This window comes from Parageobacillus sp. G301, assembly GCF_030268025.1.
GTDB classification, from domain to species: Bacteria; Bacillota; Bacilli; order Bacillales; family Anoxybacillaceae; genus Parageobacillus_B; species Parageobacillus_B toebii.
Genome location: NZ_BSDB01000001.1, coordinates 644,879 through 663,961, shown reverse-complemented (window position 1 = coordinate 663,961; position 19,083 = coordinate 644,879). Strand labels below are relative to the sequence as shown.

Sequence of the window (19,083 nt, the reverse complement as noted above, 5' to 3'; positions counted from 1 at the left end):
ACTTTATTAAATATTGCTGATTGAAAAAAAGAATCATTGTTGTCTGGGGGACGGAAAAAATGGTTTTGACTGATCTTCAACAAGGGGAACGGGCCGTTATTACAAATCTGGCAGTAACCAATGAAGTAGTGAGACAACGTCTTCTTCATATGGGGATGCGTGAAGGAGAAAAAGTTTGTGTCAAATGCATGATGCCGTTTGGCGGCCCAGTAATGGTAGAAGTAGATGGCCAGTATATTTGTCTTCGACGTAAAGAGGCGGCTTGTATTGGGGTGAAATAATCGATGTCATCATCTATCGCGTTATTTGGCAATCCAAATACAGGGAAAACTTCACTATTTAATAATTTAACAGGATCTTATGAATATGTCGGAAATTGGAGCGGGGTAACGGTAGAAAAAAAGGTTGGCATGCTTCGCCAGCACGGTATTCCCGTCGTTGATCTCCCAGGGATATACTCGTTGCAACCGCTTTCACGTGATGAGGGCGTAGCGACCGAATTTTTATTAACGGAATCGTTTTCAGTGATTGTCAACATTGTGGACGCTTCCCAATTAAAGCGGAATTTGCATTTGACTGTTCAGCTGCTTGAGTTTGGCAAACCGTTGATTATGGCATTAAATATGATTGACGTGGCAGAAAAGCGCGGAATAAAAGTAGATGCAAAAAAGCTTTCTCAATGCATCAGCGCCCCGGTGATTCCGGTTATTGCGCGGACGGGAAAAGGGACAAAAGAGCTTGTTCGCGCTATTTTGTCTGCATCCGAACAAAACGAACATCAATTTTCTATTGATTACGGGGTCGATGTTGAGGTTGCTGTTCAAAAAATAGGCGAACAACTTCCTGATAATTTACCGGTTTCGAAGCGATGGCTTGCGTTGCAATTTTTAGAAGGAAATAAGCGAGTTCATGAATATTTACAGACATATGTAGATATTGCTCCGCTTATATTGATTCGCGATGACGTACAACAAACGCTTGGCTGCACTTTAGCAGAGCATATTTATAAAGTGCGCGACAAATGGATTACGAATGTGATCAAAAAATCGACGGTTGCTATTAAACAAAATCCGCTTACATTAACGGAGAAAATCGATGCAATTGTAACGAATAAATATTTAGGTTTGCCGATTTTCTTATTATTTATGTATATCATGTTTATGCTAACGTTTGACTGGCTTGGCACACCGCTTGCCGATTTGCTTGATCAGTTTTTTTCCGGCCCATTAACCGATTGGCTGTCAAAACTGTTATCGCTTATAGGAGCATCGCCATTTATTAAAGAGCTTATACTTAGCGGAATTGTCTCCGGTGTTGGCGGGGTGCTTGTATTTGTACCGCAAATTTTCATTTTATTCTTTTTCATTTCTCTATTAGAGGATTCCGGATATATGGCGCGTGTCGCAATGGTAATGGACCGCTTTATGGAAACGATCGGTTTAAATGGAAAATCGTTTATTCCGATGATTATCGGTTTTGGTTGTAACGTCCCGGGCGTGATGGCAGCGCGGACGATTGAGCAGCCGAAAGAACGGTTGTTGACGATTTTATTATTGCCTTTTATGTCTTGCTCAGCGCGCCTGCCGGTATATGCGTTATTTGCTGGTACATTTTTTGCAAAAAACCAAGCCATTGTCGTGTTTTCGCTATATGTATTAGGAATTGTTGTCGCACTCGGTCTTGCAAAAATATTTTCTTCCACCTTATTCAAAAATGAAAGTTCTATTTTCGTTATTGAACTGCCGCCGTATCGAATGCCGCAAGCATTGACGTTGTGGCGGAGCACATGGGATAAAGGAAAAGGATTTATACGAAAAGCGGGGACGTTTATTTTCGGAGGATCGGTTGCGATTTGGTTATTGACGTATGTTGGGCCAAAAGGAATTGGTGTTTCCATGGATGATAGTTATCTCGCGGTGATAGGAGGTGTGATTGCACCGATTTTAGCGCCGCTTGGTTTTGGAACATGGCAAGCCGGTTCATCGCTTATAACGGGATTTTTAGCAAAAGAAGTCGTTGTTTCGACGATGAATATTATTTATCATGCGAAAGATATGAACTTGTTACAAGGAGTAATGGCACAACATTTTACGCCATTATCTGCGCTTAGCTTTATGACGTTTGTTCTTCTTTATGTTCCTTGTTTAGCAACCGTTGCGACCATTCGCAAAGAAACAGGGTCGCGAAAATGGACGTTTATTTCGATCGGTTGCGCGTTAAGTATTGCGTACGTGATTTCTTTCGTTATTTACCAAGGTGGAACGTTGCTTGGATTTTCATGAGTCTATAGTCTTGAAGACTAGTAATATTATTTGGAAAAAGAGGCGAGAACGATGATCGCAAATATTGTAATCGGTGGTGTTATTTTTAGTTATGCCGGTTGGATGCTTGTCCGCCATATTAAGAAAAGTTCAAAGGGAAAATGTGCTAGTTGCTCTCTTGCTGATAATTGTCAAGGTTCTTGCGTTCCTTACAAACAAGAAAATCGTATATAAAATATATGAGGATTCTCTATTAATAGTATAGAGAATCCTCATTTTTATGCTTGCAGATAAGAGTGTCGAATTTAGTTGGAAAGAGCATCTAATAACCACGAATTTTAGGGGAAATAGAAAAAAATTACTATAAATAGTCAAAAAGTACTATTTACATTGTCGAAAAAAATCGATATTAATGAAGTATAGAAGAAAATGGTTTTGAAAACATAGAATCTTCTGTGTATGCAATAATGAGGAGAAAACATAATGGTTTATGATGGCATTTTATTATCGCTTGTGATCGGTTTTTTTCGTGGAGGAAGTTTGAAAGGGCTTGCGCATATGAAGCTGCGCGGGGGATGGCTGTTTCCATTATTGTTGGTGGTACAGTTCGTTATTTTTGCCTTGCAAGATAAAGTTGCGATTATTGCCAAACTAAGCAACGCCTTATTTCTTCTCGTATATGTGATTGGTCTTCTTTTTCTTTGGCTTAACCGAAACCAGCCTGGATTTATTGTTATTTTTGCGGGAGTTCTATTAAATTTTATCGTCATGGCTGTAAACGGCGGAAGGATGCCTGTGTCGGTTGAGGCTGCACAATTTCTCGGTCGTGAATACATAGATGCATTGCAAGCGGGAGTATATGGCAAACATCAGGCGATTACGCGAGAGACGTTGTTGCCGTTTCTAGGTGATATTATTCCGCTTTCACCGCCATATCCGCGCCAGCAAGTCATCAGCATTGGCGATGTTGTGATAAATGTCGGGGCGTTTTTATTTATCCAGCATCTGATGCTTAGCGCACCTAACAAAAACACATCTACCGCTCCTGCGAGTAGATAAATTATAATATTATAAGGAGGAAAAAGCATGAGTGTGAAAGTAAAACAAGTACTTATTAATCTATTTATTATCGGTTCTGTTATTGTTGCGTTGACGTCAGGATTTAGACTAGGAGGCTAAATGTTTTTTGTGTTAGGGGGGTATGCATTAAGCTTCTCCCCAAAATTATATAAAATGAGAGTGATTATCCAATGTTTTTAAAGCCAAAACTATATGCAAAGATATATTTAACAATTATTTCTTTCATTGGGATTTTTATATTTTTGGTAGAGAGTGATTTTACTGCTCAATCCTTAGAGGATTGGGTTTTCATTTATATGCTATCCGCCTCGATTCTTCTATTAAGTTATTTTTCCATCAACCTTCCGCCTAAGGATAACTCATTTTCAATGGATTCGGCGATTTATTTAGCCGTGACGTTCTTATACGGCATTGATTTAGCAATGAATGTCTTATTTATTAGTATTTTAATTGAATCTTTATATAAACGTAAAATGTTGTGGTGGAAGCACTTATTTAATTTTTCTATGTATTCCATTATGATTGTCGGTGCCTATTATTCATTTTTATTTTCCGGTGGGCATGTTGGTGAAATAAATACTCAAAATTTGCTTCCGTATATGATTAGTCTAGTTGTGTATTTTAGTTTGAACATTGCTTTAATGTTTTTGTTTTTTGTCTTCTTTAATCGTATATTTAAAGGCACATTTAACATAGGAGTACTCAAAGAAGCTTGTATCAGCTATTCCGTTACGTTACTACTATCGCTTGTTTTAGCGATTTTATTAAATGAACAACGGTATTTCGGTCTGTTTTTATTCACTGTGTTAGTCGTTATTTTATCGGTGGTGTTTCGCAAATTTCTTTATTTATATCAGGAAGTATCAGAGCGTGCCAATAAGGATCATTTAACAGGGCTTTATAATCATGGTTATTTTAAAGAGACATTGCAAGAACAGTTTGCCGACGCGAAAAAATTAAAACAACCATTCAGTTTAGCATTATTGGATTTAGATGATTTTAAAAAATATAATGACCGCAATGGACATTTACAAGGAGATAAGCTGTTGCAGTTTTTTGGTGAGATGCTGAAAAAAGCGGTAGACGGAACAGACTTTGTAGCGGCGCGGTATGGCGGTGAGGAGTTTGCCATTTTAATGCCCAGTACAACAAAGGAAGAAGCATTTTTGTTTTTAGACCGATTGCGGAAAGAAATAAATGATACATACTTTTCAGGGGTGGAGCATGTTCCTTACCGCTGTCTTTCGTTTTCTTGCGGAATTGCTGAGATGGAAAGGAGCATGTATGACAGCGGTGAACTAATTCATAAAGCAGACCAGGCGCTTTATTACGCAAAAGCACAAGGAAAAAATAATGTACAAGTATACGAAGAACATAACCTTTGCTTTGATGAAATAAAATTTAAAGAAAATCTGGATATGCTTGAGCAGCAAGTAAAGTTTTTTTTATCGAAAGATGTTTATACATATCGTCATAGTAAACGGGTATTCAAATATGCATCCGAATTCAGCCAAATGCTTGATTTAACCGACCATGAAAGACAAACGCTTGTTTTAGGAGCGTTAATTCACGATATTGGAAAAATCGAAGTGCCAAGGGATATTCTAAACAAAGAAGAAAAATTGGAACGGCATGAATGGGAGATTGTGAAGAAACATGTAACATGGGGAAAAGAAATTATCGCAGCGGAAAAACAGTTTGATGATTTAATTCCCCTTGTCGAACTTCACCATGAGCGCTATGATGGAAAAGGATATCCATATGGACTTAAAGGAGAAGAAATTCCAAAACTTGCTCGTATTTTATGTATTATTGATTCGTTTGATGCGATGACGACAGAACGGCCGTACCAACGTACGAAAACGTTTGAAGAGGCAGTATCCGAAATTATGCGTTGCGCAGGCACTCAGTTCGATCCCTTTTACGCTAAATTATTTACAAAGTTTATTCAAGAAAAATATTTATCGCGTGTTCATGAACAATCGGAGAAATATCATGATAACAAAGCTGTCCAATGAGGCAGCTTTTCATTTTTGCGAAAATGATTGAATTTGAATGTTTTTTGATTATATATGACTTAATTTGAAAGATTTTGATTGAAAATGATTGATTTTTAAACCGCTTTCGTTTATGATAAAAGTATAAAATGATCATTTCCATCCGAGGAGGTGGAATAGTTGCTCACAGAAGAACGTCACCGCATTATATTGGAGCTTCTTGCAGAAAAAGAAGTAGTGAAGCTGCAAGAGCTAGTCGAGGCGACCAATTCATCAGAGTCAACGATTCGCCGAGATTTAACGCAGTTGGAAAAAGAGAAAAAATTGCGGCGTATTCATGGTGGAGCAACACTGCTTCAAAAGAAGCGGGAAGAATTAAGCGTCTTAGAAAAATCAACAAAACATATACAAGAAAAGAAGCGGATTGCTGAGTATGCGGCAAGTCTTGTGCAAAACGGTGATTGCATTTATTTAGACGCTGGGACGACGACGTTCCAAATGATTCCGCATCTGCATGGCAAAGATATCGTTGTCGTGACGAATGGTATTATGCATTTGGATATGCTTCTGGAATATGACGTTCCGACATATTTACTTGGCGGTTTTATGAAAAAGAAAACGAAAGCGCTCATTGGCCGCGGCGCATTGCAATCATTAAAAAGCTATAGTTTTGACAAATGTTTTATCGGCGCCAACGGCGTTCACTACGAATATGGGTACACAACGCCTGATCCGGAAGAGGCGATGGTAAAATATACAGCAATGCAGCTATCCCAAAAAGCGTATGTGCTTGCCGATCATTCAAAACTTAATGAAAGCGCGTTTGCCAAAATCGCTGAACTGCATGAAGCGACGCTGATTACGAATGAATTAGCTGAAGAATGGCTAGAACCATATAAAGCAAAAACAGCAGTAGAGGTTGTGACAAAATGATCTATACATGTACATTAAATCCATCTGTTGATTATATTGTGCACGTGGACGAGCTTCGCATTGGCGAATTAAACCGTGCTGTGAAAACGTTGACATTTCCCGGTGGAAAAGGGATCAATGTCTCCCGTGTTCTTAAGAGGCTTGGTATAGAGAGCACGGCGTTAGGATTTATCGGCGGATTTACCGGTGCGTTCATTATCGAACAATTACAAAGCGAAAACATTACCTGTGATTTTGTCGAAGTGCCAGGGAATACGCGCATTAATGTGAAGCTAAAATCAGGAAAAGAAACGGAAATTAACGGTCAAGGGCCAATGATTCAGCCGGAACATGAAGCGGAATTCATGAAAAAAATTCGTGCATTAACGGAAAATGATATCGTCGTTTTGGCAGGAAGTATACCGTCTTCTTTGTCTCCGGACGTTTATGGGAAAATCATTGACGAAGCAAAAAAAGTGAAAGCAAAAGTCGTCGTAGATACAAGTGGTCCGGCATTAAAATCATTGCTCATGCGGAAACCATTTTTGGCAAAGCCAAATCATAAAGAATTAGCCGAGCTGTTTGATACGACCTTTCACTCGAAAGACGAGATCATGATGTATGGCCGCCGGTTAGTGGAATTAGGTGTAGAAAATGTCATCGTTTCGATGGCAGGAAATGGCGCTTTCTACTTTAATAGAGAAATGACATTATTTGCTGAGGCACCGAAGGGAACAGTAAAAAATTCCGTTGGTGCCGGTGATTCGATGGTGGCGGGATTTCTTGCGGCGTATACAAGCGGAAAAAGTTTGGAAGAAGCGTTTGCTTATAGTGTCGCATCTGGAAGTGCAACTGCATTTTCTGAAGATTTATGTACAAAAGACTGTGTCGAACAGCTAGTACATGAAGTAAATGTCATGCGTTTCTAAGGGCATATGAAAAAGGGGGACCATTTTGATGAAAATTACCGATTTGCTTACAAAGGAAACAATTATTCTCCATCTGAAAGCGAAAACAAAAGAAGAAGTAATTGACGAACTTGTCGCGAAACTGCAAGAAGCAGGAGTGTTGCGTGACGCACAAGCGTTCAAAGAAGCGATTTTTGCGCGTGAAGCACAAAGCACGACCGGTGTCGGTGATGGAATTGCCATTCCTCATGCGAAAACAGCCGCGGTAAAGCGGCCTGCCGTAGCGTTTGGCCGTTCTGAGAGCGGCATTGACTATGACGCGCTTGATGGAAAACCGAGCCACTTGTTTTTTATGATTGCGGCGCCAGAAGGAGCGAATAATACACATTTAGAAGCGCTTGCCCGCTTATCGTCTATGCTAATGGATTCCTCTTTCCGCGCGCGGATTGAAAGCGCTTCAAATGAAGAGGAATTTATTCGGTTGATTGCAGAAAAAGAGGCAGAGGAAACGAAAGAAGCAGAACATACGGCATCTTCAACTTCGAAGCGCAAAAAAGTCATTGCCGTTACTGCTTGCCCGACAGGAATCGCTCATACGTATATGGCGGCAGATGCTTTAAAAGCAAAAGCAGCGGAAATGGATGTGGATATAAAAGTAGAAACAAACGGTTCTAGCGGAGTGAAAAACGAATTAACCAAGCAAGATATTGAGGAAGCGGTTGCGGTCATCGTTGCGGCGGATAAGCAAGTGGAAATGGAGCGGTTCAAAGGAAAACATGTGATTCAAGTACCGGTTGCGCAAGCGATTCGTAAACCGAAAGAGCTAATCGAGCAAGCTCTCAGGCAGGATGCGCCGATTTATCAAGGAAGCGGCGCGAAAGAGGCGACAACGGTAGGAAAGCCGCGTACAGGATTTTATAAACATTTAATGAACGGAGTTTCCAACATGCTTCCGTTCGTTGTCGGCGGCGGTATTTTAATTGCCATATCGTTTATCTTCGGAATTAAAGCGTTTGATCCGAAAGATCCGTCGTATCATCCGATGGCGAAAGCACTCATGGATATCGGTGGGGGAAACGCCTTTGCGTTGATGATTCCAGTGCTTGCTGGTTTTATTGCCATGAGTATTGCGGACCGGCCTGGTTTTGCGCCAGGAATGGTAGGCGGTTTCATGGCGGCAAACGGCGGAGCCGGCTTTTTAGGCGGGTTAATCGCAGGCTTTCTTGCTGGGTATTTAGTGGTTGGGTTGAAAAAAGTATTTAGCCATCTGCCACAGCCACTTGAGGGAATTAAACCAGTGTTGCTTTATCCGCTTTTTGGCATTTTCATTACGGGACTTATTATGATGTATGTCGTTATCGATCCAGTGAAGGCATTAAATGAGGCAATGAAGCATTGGCTTGAAAATATGGGAACAGCAAATTTAGTTTTACTTGGTGCGATTCTTGGCGGCATGATGGCGGTTGATATGGGCGGTCCGATCAATAAAGCGGCATTTACGTTTGGAATTGCCATGATTGATGCTGGCAATTATGCTCCGCACGCGGCGATCATGGCCGGAGGAATGGTGCCGCCGTTAGGGCTGGCACTTGCGACGACATTCTTTAAAAAGAAATTTACAAAAGCGGAACGTGAAGCTGGAAAAACATGCTATATCATGGGAGCGACGTTCATTACAGAAGGGGCGATTCCGTTTGCGGCAGCCGACCCGGTGCGCGTCATTCCATCCATCATTGTCGGTTCTGCGGTCAGCGGGGCGCTGACGATGTTGTTTCACATTGGCCTTCCAGCTCCGCACGGTGGAATTTTCGTTATTCCAATTGTAAAAGGAAGTTCTTTATTATACGTATTAGCGATTTTGATCGGTTCGATCATTACTGCCTTGATGGTTGGTCTATGGAAAAAAGAAGTAGAAGAATAATGTAAAGAAAGCTGAGCGGCATTTGTCGCTCAGCTTTTTTGTAGAACGAAAAGGAGAGCCTATTGATATAGATAAATACGATATTCATTAGTATTTTATATATAATTAAGTTTTTTAGAAAAATTATAAATTTTTCTTTTGATATCGAAATATAGAAGAAAATGTGATACGTTATATCACAAAGGAGGATTGATATGAAAGCAAAATTTCAAAGTTTAAGTATGAAAATTTCTTTGTTAATTGTTAGCTTAATGATTTTTTTACTAACTTTTAGCGTTATTTTATTTTTGGAAATGATAAAACTTTCAGTAGAAAATACCATTTCCTCATACAGCATTGAAACTGCGAAAAATATGGTGAAACATATCGACGTTGAGGAATATCAAAAATTTTTACAGGAAAAGTCAGAAAACGATACATATTGGGCTTTGCGAAATAAATTAAATGATTTAAGAGAGAAAACGGGGGCGCTTTATGTTTATACGGTAGAAGTTGACGAAAAAGAAAAGCAGCCAAAAATTTTAATTGACGGACAACCAAAAGGATCGGATGTCGCGTCTGAACTTGGGCAACCGACTAGTACCACAACTTATGATGACGTGTTTCCGGTGTTAAAAGGAGGTACAAACAGCACGAAAATTCTACATGATTCCGAATATGGAGATTATCTCTCGGCTTTTGCTCCGATCAAGAATAATGGAAAAGTAATCGGGATTCTTGGAGTGGATATTGATGCAAAAAAGGTTGGTTTGATTCAGCAAAAAGTAGTAAAAGAACAATTAATGATGTTTATATTTTTATTTGTAATGGGAATCGGACTCATTAGCGGCATTTCCTTTTTCTACGTTCGTAAACGATTAAAATCTCTGGAAACATTAAATGAAGTGGCCGAAAAAATCGCTGCAGGGGAGCTGAATGAAGCGCAAAATCTATTAGAAAAAATACGAATAAAGGGGAAAGATGAGATTGCTAGTCTATCTTATTCATTTAAGCAAATGATGGCTGGAATGCGCGAGATGGTAACAGATATTACAGAAAGCACATATGAAATGCTGGAAACTTTTAAAGTATTAAGTCAAAATATTGAGAGTGCCAAACATTCTAGTGAGCAAATCACAATGGCCATTAGGACGGTGTCTTCGAACGCACAACAGCAGGAGACGAGTATAAATGAAACAGCTCATGCGGTCGAGGAAATGGCTATTGGCGTTCAAAAAATTGCCGAGTCATCGTCTCTTATTGCGGAATCATCAAATGATGTAATGAAACAAGTGGAAAGAGGAAATGAAGAAATTGAGAAAGCAATCAAGCAAATGGATGACATGCGACAGGCTGTTATGGAAACATCCATGAAAATCACGGAGTTAGGCAATCGGATTGAAGAGATTGAACAAATTCTTACGGCCATTACGGAGATTTCCGAACAGACAAACTTGCTTGCGTTAAATGCAAACATTGAAGCGGCACGTGCTGGAGAACATGGAAAAGGATTTGCCGTCGTTGCCAACGAAGTGAGAAAGCTTGCTGAGCAAACGAAGCATTCGGCACAAAAAATTGCTGAATTGATTCAACAGTTCCAAATCATGACGAAAGACGCGGTTCGTGAAATGGAGTCGGGAACCCAAGAAGTTGAAAAAGGGACAAAAGATGTCCATAAAGTAGGAGAAGTGTTCCGATCTATTTTTCATGCGGTTCACCAATCCAATAATGAGATTCAAGAAGTGTCTGCGATTACGGAGGAAATGGCCGCTGGATCTGAACAAATATCTGCTTCCGTTGAGCAAGCGGCCTTCTTAACTAAAGAGGCTGCATCAAACGCTGCGAAAGTCGTGGAATCTGTGGAAAAACAAATGAAAGCAATGGAAGAAATCGCTGCTTCGACGGAATTGTTAGGGGAAATATCAGAAAAACTTGAAAAATCGGTAAGAAAATTTAATTTATAAATATAAAGTTGTCTGGGGTCTCCGGACAACTTTTTTTGGTGCACTTGGCATGGGTGCTGTCTAAGGATGAAAGTCCCGAACTGCGAAGGCAGAAGTAGCAGTTAGCTTAACGCAAGGGTGTCCGTGGTGACGCGGAATCTGAAGGAAACAGACAGCAAACTTCCGGTCGGCAGTGTGCGAGGACGAGGGTTAATCATCCTCTCCTACTAGATTACATAAGAATTACCATAAAAATTTCATGAATAAAAGAGTAATTCATGGTACAATAAACGTTTGTAATGTTAGAAAAGGAGATTTTATCGATATGATGAAGACATTTCTTCAGCTCAATACGATATTTATTAGTATTTTAATAGAATCGTTGCCGTTTGTTGTACTTGGTGTGTTTATTTCAGGGATTATTCAAATGTTTGTAACGGAAGAAATGGTCGAAAAATGGGTGCCGAAAAATAAAGCGCTGGCCGTGATCTATTCAACGCTGATAGGGGCGCTATTTCCTGCCTGCGAATGCGGGATTGTGCCAATTACACGGAGATTGGTAGCAAAAGGAGTACCTTTGTATGCGGCGATACCGTTTATGTTAACAGGACCTGTCATTAATCCGATTGTATTGTTTTCAACGTATATTGCGTTTGGAAGCAGTTGGACAATGGTATTATATCGGTCTATTTTTGCTTGTATCATTGCCATCATCATTGGTTTCATCATATCCGTGCAATTTAAAGACAACCAGTTGCGAAAGGAAGAAACAATTCATACCGTTTTGCCGAAATCATGGAAAGAAAAATGGATCGGGACGTTGTAACATACGATTGATGAGTTTTTTACGACGGGCAAATATTTGATTATTGGCGCGTTTTTCGCATCGGCGATGCAAACATTTGTGAAAACGTCGACATTGCTTGCGGTTGGCCAAGGAAGTGTGTCTTCCATTCTTGTTATGATGGCGCTTGCCTTTGTGCTGTCATTATGTTCAGAAGCGGATGCATTTATTGCGGCGTCGTTTCAAAATACGTTCTCGTTTGGAGCGCTCGCCGCCTTTCTTGTGTACGGACCGATGCTGGATATAAAAAATACGTTGATGCTGTTGCAGTCGTTTAAGACTCGCTTTGTGCTTGTGCTTATTATGTATATTACGATATTCGTGTTTATCGGTTCCTTGTTCATTTAAAGGAGTGAAATAGGATGATACGAATGTATATTTTGCTTGGTTTTTCGTTTTTGTTTTTTCATTTACACATTACAGGAGAAATTAGCAAATATATTAATATGCGTTATTCCTATATATCGTTTAGCGCCATTTTCGTATTCGCTTTTTTGACCATTGTCCAGCTTTTTTTCGCCAGCCGGGAAGGGAAGCATGAACACTGCCATGATGATTCATGTTGCCGCCATCATGAAGAGCAAGCGCGATGGAAACGGGTCGTTAATTATATGATATTTATTTTTCCAGTTGTGTCCGTGTTGTTTCTTCCACCAGCAACGCTTGATTCGGATATGGTAAAAGCGAAGGGCTTTCACATACGGGGATTTACAACAAAAAGCGATGATCCATTTGTCCAACGGCAACTTTTGCGGCCGGATACGAGCATTTATTACGACGAAGATGACTACGATAACTTGATGAGAAAGGAACTGAATAAATTTTCAAAAACATCACATCTCGTATTGAATGAGGAAAATTATTTAAGTGCGATGGAAACGATATATCAATTCCCAGGACAGTTTGATGATCAAGTCATTGAATTTGACGGGTTTGTCTATCATGATGAGACGACGAAAAAAACACAGCTGTTTGTTCTGCGCTTTGGCATTATCCATTGTGTGGCCGATTCAGGAGTATTCGGGCTTTTAACGGAGTTCCCGGACAATCCTCATTTAGCGAATGATGAATGGATTCATGTGAAAGGAAAGCTTTCAACGATGTATTATCAGCCGTATAATGCGACAATTCCTTATGTAAAAGTAACATCATGGCATAGAATCGACGAACCAAAAGAACCGTATGTATTTCGAAAATATGACCAATAGAAAAAAGAAGGAGCCGATTGCCAAGGCTCCTTTTCTTATGAACGTATATCACAATCGAGCACTTCTCCAAGTTTTAGACATTTTAGCCTGCTCTCGTCCAGACCGCGCCGCTTCCATTCAGCAAGCAAACGGTCAAGCGCTTCCTTCGGAGTGTCATCGGCAAGACGAAACGCGCCATAATGCATTGGAATAAAGTAGTCTGCTTGACAGTCGACAAAGGCTTGTACCGCTTCTTCAGGAGTGACGTGCTGCGGACCCATAAACCATTCCGGCTCATACGCACCGATCGGAAGAAGCGCATAGTCAATCGAAAAGCGTTCGCCAATATCTCGGAATCCACGGAAATAGCCGCTATCGCCAGCAAAGTATATCGTCGGTTTTTCCTTTGCCTGCATGACCCAGCCGCCCCAGTGGGACGTATTCATATCCCATAACGTTCGTCTTGTCCAATGCTGCGCCGGAACGAACGTAAACGTGACGCCGTTAAACGATTGCTCTTCCCACCATTCGAATTCCGTCACTTGCTTATATCCTTTTCGCTCGAATAGACGGCCAAGCCCAACAGGAACGAATATGTGTGGTGTTCCTTTTAATTTGCGGATGCTTGGAAAATGTAAATGATCATAATGGCCATGAGAAATAAGCACGACATCGACTTCAGGCATTTCATTCAGTGAAATGCCAGGCTTCGTAAGCCGTTTTGCTGTTCCCATGCGCGTTGCCCATACTGGATCGGTGACGATGGTGATACCGTTTAGTTGAATCACAAACGTAGAATGCCCGACCCAAGAAAGCAATGTGCGAAAATGGTTCGCATGAAGAAGTGGATATTGCGGCGGGTCGGCATGTGGAACTTGGTAAGATAAATCTTTCTTTTTGTTTCTCCGTTCCTTTTGCCAGCGGCGAAAATCGGCAAATGTTTTGTTCGTTGATACTCCATCTAAGTTTTCGTATCTCTTCATCTGTTTTTCACCTTTTTTGCATACGTTATAATATAAGAGTAGCAAAAATGATTTTTCGGTAACAAACTTTTGCTTGGTGGTGAAAAAATATGTTGCAATCATTTACGATTCGAACAACAAAGCGGGATGAAATGGTTGACGTCACTTCATTCGTCGAACAAACGGTTCGTCAAGCTGGAGTGAGAGAAGGATTCGCGATTGTTTATTGTCCGCATACAACCGCCGGAATTACGATTAACGAAAATGCCGACCCTGATGTGAAGCGGGATATGATCCGGCGTTTTGATGAAACGTATCCGTGGGAGCATCCGCTTGATCGTCATATGGAAGGGAATACAGCGGCACATATGAAGGCAAGCACGGTCGGTGCGTCACAACATGTCATTATTACGCATGGAAAGCTGCTTTTAGGAACATGGCAAGGAATTTATTTTTGCGAATATGACGGCCCGCGCCAACGGACGTTTTATGTGAAAGTGGTCGAAGGGTAAACAACTGGCATCCTTCGTCACTAATATTTTTTAGATGCATGTAAAGGCCTAAGATCGATCGTCACGATGAGATTTTGTTTTCAATAGCTGGTTCATCGCATTGATGAAACTAACATAACTATAATAATATTATGTAAACTAAAATGCGCCGATTAGAAAAAGGACTAACGAAACCGTTAGTCCTTTTCTGTTTGGTGATTAGGAAAGAGCCGTTAAAATGAGCGGACCGTTTTTCGTAATGGCAATCGTATGCTCATATTGTGCGGAATAAGAACCGTCAACCGTTCTTGCCGTCCAGCCGTTTTGATCCATTTTGCTTTGCCATGCGCCGATGTTTACCATCGGTTCAATCGTAATCACCATTCCTTCTTTTAGGCGCAATCCTTTTCCCTTTTCACCAAAGTGAGGAATGTACGGTTCTTCGTGAATCGTTGGCCCAATTCCGTGTCCAGTAAAATCACGGACGACAGAAAAGCCGTTTGCTTCGACATATGTTTGGATCGCATGGCCAATATCCCCGATGCGATTGCCGATAACAGCCTGTTCAATCCCTTTATATAGAGATTGTTCTGTTACATAAAGCAATTTTTTCACTTCTTCGCTTACATCTCCAACCGCATATGTCCATGCGGAATCGGCAAGCGCTCCGTGCAAATTAACAACAAAATCGATCGTCACAATATCCCCGTTTTTTAATGGCTCATTACGAGGAAAACCATGGCAAATTTCGTCGTTGATCGAAGCGCACGTTGCGTAAGGATAGCCTCGATATCCTTTTTGTTCCGGTTTTGCGCCATGCTTTGCTAAAAATGTTTCTACAAAGCGGTCGATTTCCATTGTGGTAATTCCTGGCTTAATTAACTGGGCGATTTCTTGATGGCAAGCTGCCAATAATTTTCCTGCTTCGTGCATCAATTTAATTTCTCTTTCTGTTTTTACATGAATCATGGAAAATCTCCTTTTCATTAATGATTTTGAAATGAATATCATGATATATATGCCGTAATGCAACAAATCTAATGTGTATTGTAACAAAAAATAGTATAGAGATAAACGAAAGGGAGTCTCAGCAAGGTGATTTCCAATTTGCGTAATTTTCTGAAAAAATAACTCAAACACTCTGTTTTTGATGAAAAAAGAAAGTATGTAACAAATTGCACCGGCTTCTAGAGATAGAGCGTTCTTTAGGTCTTCGATCATGTTGACGTTTTATAATGCTGCAGAAACCTTTTTTTCTTCGTTTGTGAGATCGTGAGAATTTGATGAAGAAAGTGGAAGATAAATCGATACTTCAGTTCCTTTATGTATTTCACTTTTAATATGAATCGTCCCATTCATGGATTCAATAATGCGGTATACTACCATCATACCGAGGCCAGTGCCTTTAATTCCTTTTGTTGTAAAATACGGTTCTCCTAGCCGATCGATTTGTTCTTTTGTCATGCCGACTCCCGTGTCAGAGATTCGAATAAGCACGCGCTGTTTTTCAATAGAAACGTAAATTTGCAGCACACCGCCGTTTGGCATTGCCTCGATGGAGTTTTTCATAATATTGAGCAAACATTGGCGAAATTTTTCGCGCTCTCCAGTTATCGTAAACGGCGCTAATGTTGTTTTTACTTCCACACTGTTCATGTTAGCAAACGGGCGTAAAAGGTCGATCACGCGCTCAATTTCTGTTTTGACATTCAGCTTTTCTACCGATTCGGGGGCTGGTTTCGCAAAAGTTAAGTAATCGGTAATGATCGCTTCTGCACGATCTAACTCTTCAATGGCGATTTGTATGTATTGCTTCCGTTTTTCAGGAGAAAGATGGTGTTGCTCCAACAATTGCATAAACCCGCGCGCAGCGGTAAGCGGATTTCGTATTTCGTGGGAAATGGATGCTGCTAGATGACTCACTACTTCCATTTTTTCCGCACGGATAATTCGTTTCCGCAATTCCATATTTTTATATATCATTTCTTTTAATGAGCAGACAATCAGCATAAATATCGGTTGAACAAGCAAATAGGTAAGTGACATGATAGAGGACGATGATGAAATACCTTGAAACATTTGGGCCAGTTCGAGGGATAAAGATCCCGAAAACGCGCATAGTGCAGTGGCAAGCAATATACGATGCTTAGATGATAGCAGCAAAAATTTTTTCGATAAAGTCATGCTTGTTATCATAATAAATATTGAGGTAATGACCGTAACGAGAAATCCGGCCCCTCCAAACAACGAGCGGCAACCAATGGTTACTAAACATAAAAACAAGCTTGTTGCTGGCCCTTTATATAGACTCCCTAACCAAAGAGGTATTTGCCTCAAATCGAAAATGAAATCTGGATCCGAGCCGACAGGAATGGTGATACATAAAATAATGATGAGTGCCAAACAAACGGTGAACAAATGTTGTTTGATATGTCTAGGTATATTTCTTTCTTCCACCCATAAAGGAACGATAAAAATCGGAATAAGAATAAAGAACAAATTTAGTAAAAAATCTTTTAAAATAGCAAGCATAGCAGCACCTTCTTTCGTGTAATACGGTACATTAGAAGCAAATCAACAATGACTGCTAATATATTACATTGTAAACAAAAAACGTGTCGGATGTTAAGAGTGAATTCATAGTGTTTTTTTGACATAAATCTTTGTTTTTCAACAAAAAACAGATAGTTATTCTATACTATTTTTTAACTAAAAATATAACTTAAGAGAAATCGTTTGGAAAAAGAGGTCTATCTTTCAGCTGCACTGGCGTTGAAGAAGGGGATAGGGTTATGGAATGTGCTCAATGAAACAGCACCGAATGTGTGGACAAAAGAGCCAGCTGTACATACGGCAAAGAAAGGAGGATCTGTCGATTTAGAGATTGCAGGCGAAGAAAAGTTAGTAGAAAGCTTAAAAAAGCGGGAAAACGTCTGTAAATGCATACCAGCTGAAGCTGAAAAAGCTGTATGCGCCTTTCTAAAAGAGAAAGTGCCGCACTCCATCGAGTGAAACAGGAACAAACGTTAAACGGAAAAATTTATTATATCGTTAAAGGTTTAGGCATGAGCGCTTCTCATGTTTTTTTGTTGTCGACAAAATGTGATATGTAAAGATAACAAAAAGATAATAATTTGTTGATTTTTCTTCGTTCTTTCTCCCGCGGTTTATTTTTATAATGGTTAATGAAAGGGGGATTTTCCTATTATGCGGGAGTCATATAAGCAGTTAATGATTTGGATTGAGGAAAAACAGCCGGTAAAAATTAAAACTGATCAAGGAGAGGCTACGTTTTTGCCTGTCAAACTTTATAAAGATGTCCATAAGTTGTTTGCATATAATCGGAAAATGACGCTTATCAATATTTCTTTAGATAAGGTCATTTCCATTGAACCGACCCGAATTTATGGATCGTTTGATATAAGAGAAGAACAAGTTGTACATATGTATTAAGTGAAAAGGAAGGGAGCGGACTCATTAAAAAAGAGGACGCTCCCTTTTATGTATTGCAGAGCGGAAAGACGTTACCTTAAAATGAAGGTAATTCATATTGCGAGAGGGGGAGGAAACATGCGTGGCAAACGCATCGTCTTATGCGCGTCAAGAAAATTAGAAGAAATGACAACACTCATTGAAAAACAAGGTGGAATAGCGATCGTGCGCCCGGCGCAAGGGATATTATTTTCAAAGGAAGGGGAGCTGGAAGATGAAATTCGTGCTGTTATTGCAATGCGCCCGGACTGGTTTATTTTTACAACAGGCATAGGAGTGGAAACGTTACTAGAAGCGGCAGAGAGAGGGAAAGTAAAAGAGGAATGGCTGAAAACGATTCAGCATGCGAACGTAGCGGTTCGGGGGTATAAGACGGCTGCGGCATTAAAGAAAATTGGAGTTGCTCCTGTTGCTGCCAGTGATGATGGAACAACAAAGGGACTTATTCGCTCACTTAATGAATATTCCTTTGCGGGAAAAAAAGTGATTGTCCAATTGCACGGAACCACGTCTCCGACATTAAAGGAGTTTTTGGAAGAAAATCATGCGATATATACCGAGCTGCTTCCGTATCGCCATGTTGCCCCAGATCCCGAAGTGCTCGAAAAGCTGTACGAGGAAGTGATTCACCGAAAAGTAGATGCTGTTTGTTTTACGACGGAGGCGCAAGTTCGTTTTTTATTTTCATTTGTAAAAGAACAAAAAGATATTGAGTGGTTCCGGCAATCATTTAACGAACATGTTATTGCGTGTGCGGTCGGAAAAGTTACGGCTGAAGCGCTTTATGAAGAGGGGATTGTCCGCGTTGTTGCTCCGGAGCTAGAACGAATGGGCGCAATGATTGTTACGTTATCGCAATATTTTGAACACTAATGTTAAAAACACTTAGGGATATTGTTCCCTAGGTGTTTTTATGTTTATTCTGTTATAATACATATAAATATCTGTTATATAATTGATAGGTTTATTTTAATCCTATTAATTATAGGGGTGTTGGATTGTATCCATATGTGTACTATTAATAAAAATCTGAGTGTATGATTTTAATCACATCTCTTTTATTGTTTCTCTAGTAAAATATAGGAGATATAAGTTACTATTGTTAA

The 19,083-nt window shown here is 40.1% G+C and carries 17 protein-coding genes and 1 pseudogene; 15 read left to right on the top strand and 3 right to left on the bottom strand.

Annotated features, from left to right (window positions below):
- The first annotated feature begins 59 nt into the window (after positions 1–59).
- From QSJ37_RS03510 to QSJ37_RS03460, 11 genes and pseudogenes are all read left to right on the top strand, one after another.
- On the top strand, positions 60–281 hold the full coding sequence (locus tag QSJ37_RS03510) for a FeoA family protein (protein WP_285753744.1): 222 nt from the start codon (positions 60–62) through the stop codon (positions 279–281).
- A gap of 3 nt (positions 282–284) precedes the next feature.
- A complete protein-coding gene (gene feoB / locus QSJ37_RS03505) occupies positions 285–2,282 on the top strand; it encodes a ferrous iron transport protein B (protein WP_285753742.1) in 1,998 nt (665 codons plus the stop codon).
- Positions 2,283–2,333: 51 nt separating this feature from the next.
- On the top strand, positions 2,334–2,495 hold the full coding sequence (locus tag QSJ37_RS03500; RefSeq protein ID WP_143415682.1) for a FeoB-associated Cys-rich membrane protein: 162 nt from the start codon (positions 2,334–2,336) through the stop codon (positions 2,493–2,495).
- 249 nt (positions 2,496–2,744) lie between these two features.
- Positions 2,745–3,320, top strand: coding sequence for a DUF5317 domain-containing protein (locus QSJ37_RS03495; RefSeq protein WP_285753739.1), 576 nt, complete (start codon positions 2,745–2,747; stop codon positions 3,318–3,320).
- Positions 3,321–3,511: 191 nt separating this feature from the next.
- Positions 3,512–5,359, top strand: a complete 1,848-nt coding sequence (locus QSJ37_RS03490) for a diguanylate cyclase (protein ID WP_285753737.1) — start codon at positions 3,512–3,514, stop codon at positions 5,357–5,359.
- Between the two features lie 159 nt (positions 5,360–5,518).
- The gene (locus QSJ37_RS03485; protein WP_285753735.1) at positions 5,519–6,271 is read left to right on the top strand and encodes a DeoR/GlpR family DNA-binding transcription regulator; all 753 of its coding nucleotides are present in this window, start codon (positions 5,519–5,521) and stop codon (positions 6,269–6,271) included.
- The gene (gene pfkB / locus QSJ37_RS03480; protein WP_285753734.1) at positions 6,268–7,179 is read left to right on the top strand and encodes a 1-phosphofructokinase; all 912 of its coding nucleotides are present in this window, start codon (positions 6,268–6,270) and stop codon (positions 7,177–7,179) included. The genes QSJ37_RS03485 and pfkB overlap by 4 nt, the downstream gene beginning before the upstream one ends.
- A 28-nt stretch (positions 7,180–7,207) precedes the next feature.
- Positions 7,208–9,079 (top strand): PTS fructose transporter subunit IIABC, encoded by a 1,872-nt coding sequence (locus tag QSJ37_RS03475; protein ID WP_285753732.1) that lies wholly within the window; start codon positions 7,208–7,210, stop codon positions 9,077–9,079.
- A gap of 194 nt (positions 9,080–9,273) precedes the next feature.
- A complete protein-coding gene (locus QSJ37_RS03470) occupies positions 9,274–11,022 on the top strand; it encodes a methyl-accepting chemotaxis protein (RefSeq protein WP_285753730.1) in 1,749 nt (582 codons plus the stop codon).
- Between the two features lie 304 nt (positions 11,023–11,326).
- Positions 11,327–12,193 (top strand): annotated as a pseudogene (locus QSJ37_RS03465) (permease).
- Positions 12,194–12,207: 14 nt separating this feature from the next.
- Positions 12,208–13,053 carry a TIGR03943 family putative permease subunit gene (locus QSJ37_RS03460; RefSeq protein ID WP_015863781.1) on the top strand — a complete coding sequence of 282 codons (846 nt, stop codon included), beginning with the start codon at positions 12,208–12,210 and terminating at the stop codon, positions 13,051–13,053.
- A 35-nt stretch (positions 13,054–13,088) separates the two neighbouring features.
- Here QSJ37_RS03460 and QSJ37_RS03455 read toward each other — a convergent pair whose 3' ends face one another.
- Entirely contained in the window at positions 13,089–14,015 is a 927-nt protein-coding gene (locus tag QSJ37_RS03455; RefSeq protein ID WP_285753728.1) for an MBL fold metallo-hydrolase, read from the bottom strand.
- 89 nt (positions 14,016–14,104) lie between these two features.
- On the opposite strand from QSJ37_RS03455, the gene QSJ37_RS03450 reads away from it, so the two are divergent.
- Entirely contained in the window at positions 14,105–14,506 is a 402-nt protein-coding gene (locus QSJ37_RS03450; RefSeq protein WP_285753725.1) for a secondary thiamine-phosphate synthase enzyme YjbQ, read from the top strand.
- 198 nt (positions 14,507–14,704) lie between these two features.
- Here the strand turns inward: QSJ37_RS03450 and map are convergent, their stop codons facing one another.
- Together map and QSJ37_RS03440 are read right to left on the bottom strand one after the other, a co-directional pair.
- Positions 14,705–15,454, bottom strand: a complete 750-nt coding sequence (gene map, locus QSJ37_RS03445; protein WP_015863784.1) for a type I methionyl aminopeptidase — start codon at positions 15,452–15,454, stop codon at positions 14,705–14,707.
- A gap of 261 nt (positions 15,455–15,715) precedes the next feature.
- Positions 15,716–17,017 carry an ATP-binding protein gene (locus QSJ37_RS03440; RefSeq protein ID WP_285753723.1) on the bottom strand — a complete coding sequence of 434 codons (1,302 nt, stop codon included), beginning with the start codon at positions 17,015–17,017 and terminating at the stop codon, positions 15,716–15,718.
- A gap of 204 nt (positions 17,018–17,221) precedes the next feature.
- Between QSJ37_RS03440 and QSJ37_RS03435 the strand changes: the two genes are divergently transcribed.
- The 3 genes from QSJ37_RS03435 (at position 17,222) to QSJ37_RS03425 (ending at position 18,850) form a co-directional block, all read left to right on the top strand.
- On the top strand, positions 17,222–17,497 hold the full coding sequence (locus QSJ37_RS03435) for a hypothetical protein (protein WP_015863786.1): 276 nt from the start codon (positions 17,222–17,224) through the stop codon (positions 17,495–17,497).
- A gap of 195 nt (positions 17,498–17,692) precedes the next feature.
- Positions 17,693–17,938 carry a hypothetical protein gene (locus tag QSJ37_RS03430; RefSeq protein ID WP_285753720.1) on the top strand — a complete coding sequence of 82 codons (246 nt, stop codon included), beginning with the start codon at positions 17,693–17,695 and terminating at the stop codon, positions 17,936–17,938.
- A 117-nt stretch (positions 17,939–18,055) separates the two neighbouring features.
- Positions 18,056–18,850 carry a uroporphyrinogen-III synthase gene (locus QSJ37_RS03425; RefSeq protein WP_285753718.1) on the top strand — a complete coding sequence of 265 codons (795 nt, stop codon included), beginning with the start codon at positions 18,056–18,058 and terminating at the stop codon, positions 18,848–18,850.
- The last annotated feature ends 233 nt before the right edge of the window (positions 18,851–19,083 follow it).

Excerpts from the sequence above, each read along its gene's own strand:
- QSJ37_RS03500 (WP_143415682.1), top strand. The coding sequence starts at position 2,334 with ATGATCGCAAATATTGTAATCGGTGGTGTTATTTTTAGTTATGCCGGT.
- pfkB (WP_285753734.1), top strand. The coding sequence starts at position 6,268 with ATGATCTATACATGTACATTAAATCCATCTGTTGATTATATTGTGCAC.
- map (WP_015863784.1), bottom strand. The coding sequence starts at position 15,454 with ATGATTCATGTAAAAACAGAAAGAGAAATTAAATTGATGCACGAAGCA.
- QSJ37_RS03450 (WP_285753725.1), top strand. The coding sequence starts at position 14,105 with ATGTTGCAATCATTTACGATTCGAACAACAAAGCGGGATGAAATGGTT.
- QSJ37_RS03440 (WP_285753723.1), bottom strand. The coding sequence starts at position 17,017 with ATGCTTGCTATTTTAAAAGATTTTTTACTAAATTTGTTCTTTATTCTT.
- QSJ37_RS03455 (WP_285753728.1), bottom strand. The coding sequence starts at position 14,015 with ATGAAGAGATACGAAAACTTAGATGGAGTATCAACGAACAAAACATTT.
- QSJ37_RS03425 (WP_285753718.1), top strand. The coding sequence starts at position 18,056 with ATGCGTGGCAAACGCATCGTCTTATGCGCGTCAAGAAAATTAGAAGAA.
- QSJ37_RS03460 (WP_015863781.1), top strand. The coding sequence starts at position 12,208 with ATGATACGAATGTATATTTTGCTTGGTTTTTCGTTTTTGTTTTTTCAT.
- QSJ37_RS03495 (WP_285753739.1), top strand. The coding sequence starts at position 2,745 with ATGGTTTATGATGGCATTTTATTATCGCTTGTGATCGGTTTTTTTCGT.
- QSJ37_RS03490 (WP_285753737.1), top strand. The coding sequence starts at position 3,512 with ATGTTTTTAAAGCCAAAACTATATGCAAAGATATATTTAACAATTATT.
- QSJ37_RS03475 (WP_285753732.1), top strand. The coding sequence starts at position 7,208 with ATGAAAATTACCGATTTGCTTACAAAGGAAACAATTATTCTCCATCTG.
- QSJ37_RS03510 (WP_285753744.1), top strand. The coding sequence starts at position 60 with ATGGTTTTGACTGATCTTCAACAAGGGGAACGGGCCGTTATTACAAAT.
- QSJ37_RS03470 (WP_285753730.1), top strand. The coding sequence starts at position 9,274 with ATGAAAGCAAAATTTCAAAGTTTAAGTATGAAAATTTCTTTGTTAATT.
- QSJ37_RS03430 (WP_285753720.1), top strand. The coding sequence starts at position 17,693 with ATGCGGGAGTCATATAAGCAGTTAATGATTTGGATTGAGGAAAAACAG.
- feoB (WP_285753742.1), top strand. The coding sequence starts at position 285 with ATGTCATCATCTATCGCGTTATTTGGCAATCCAAATACAGGGAAAACT.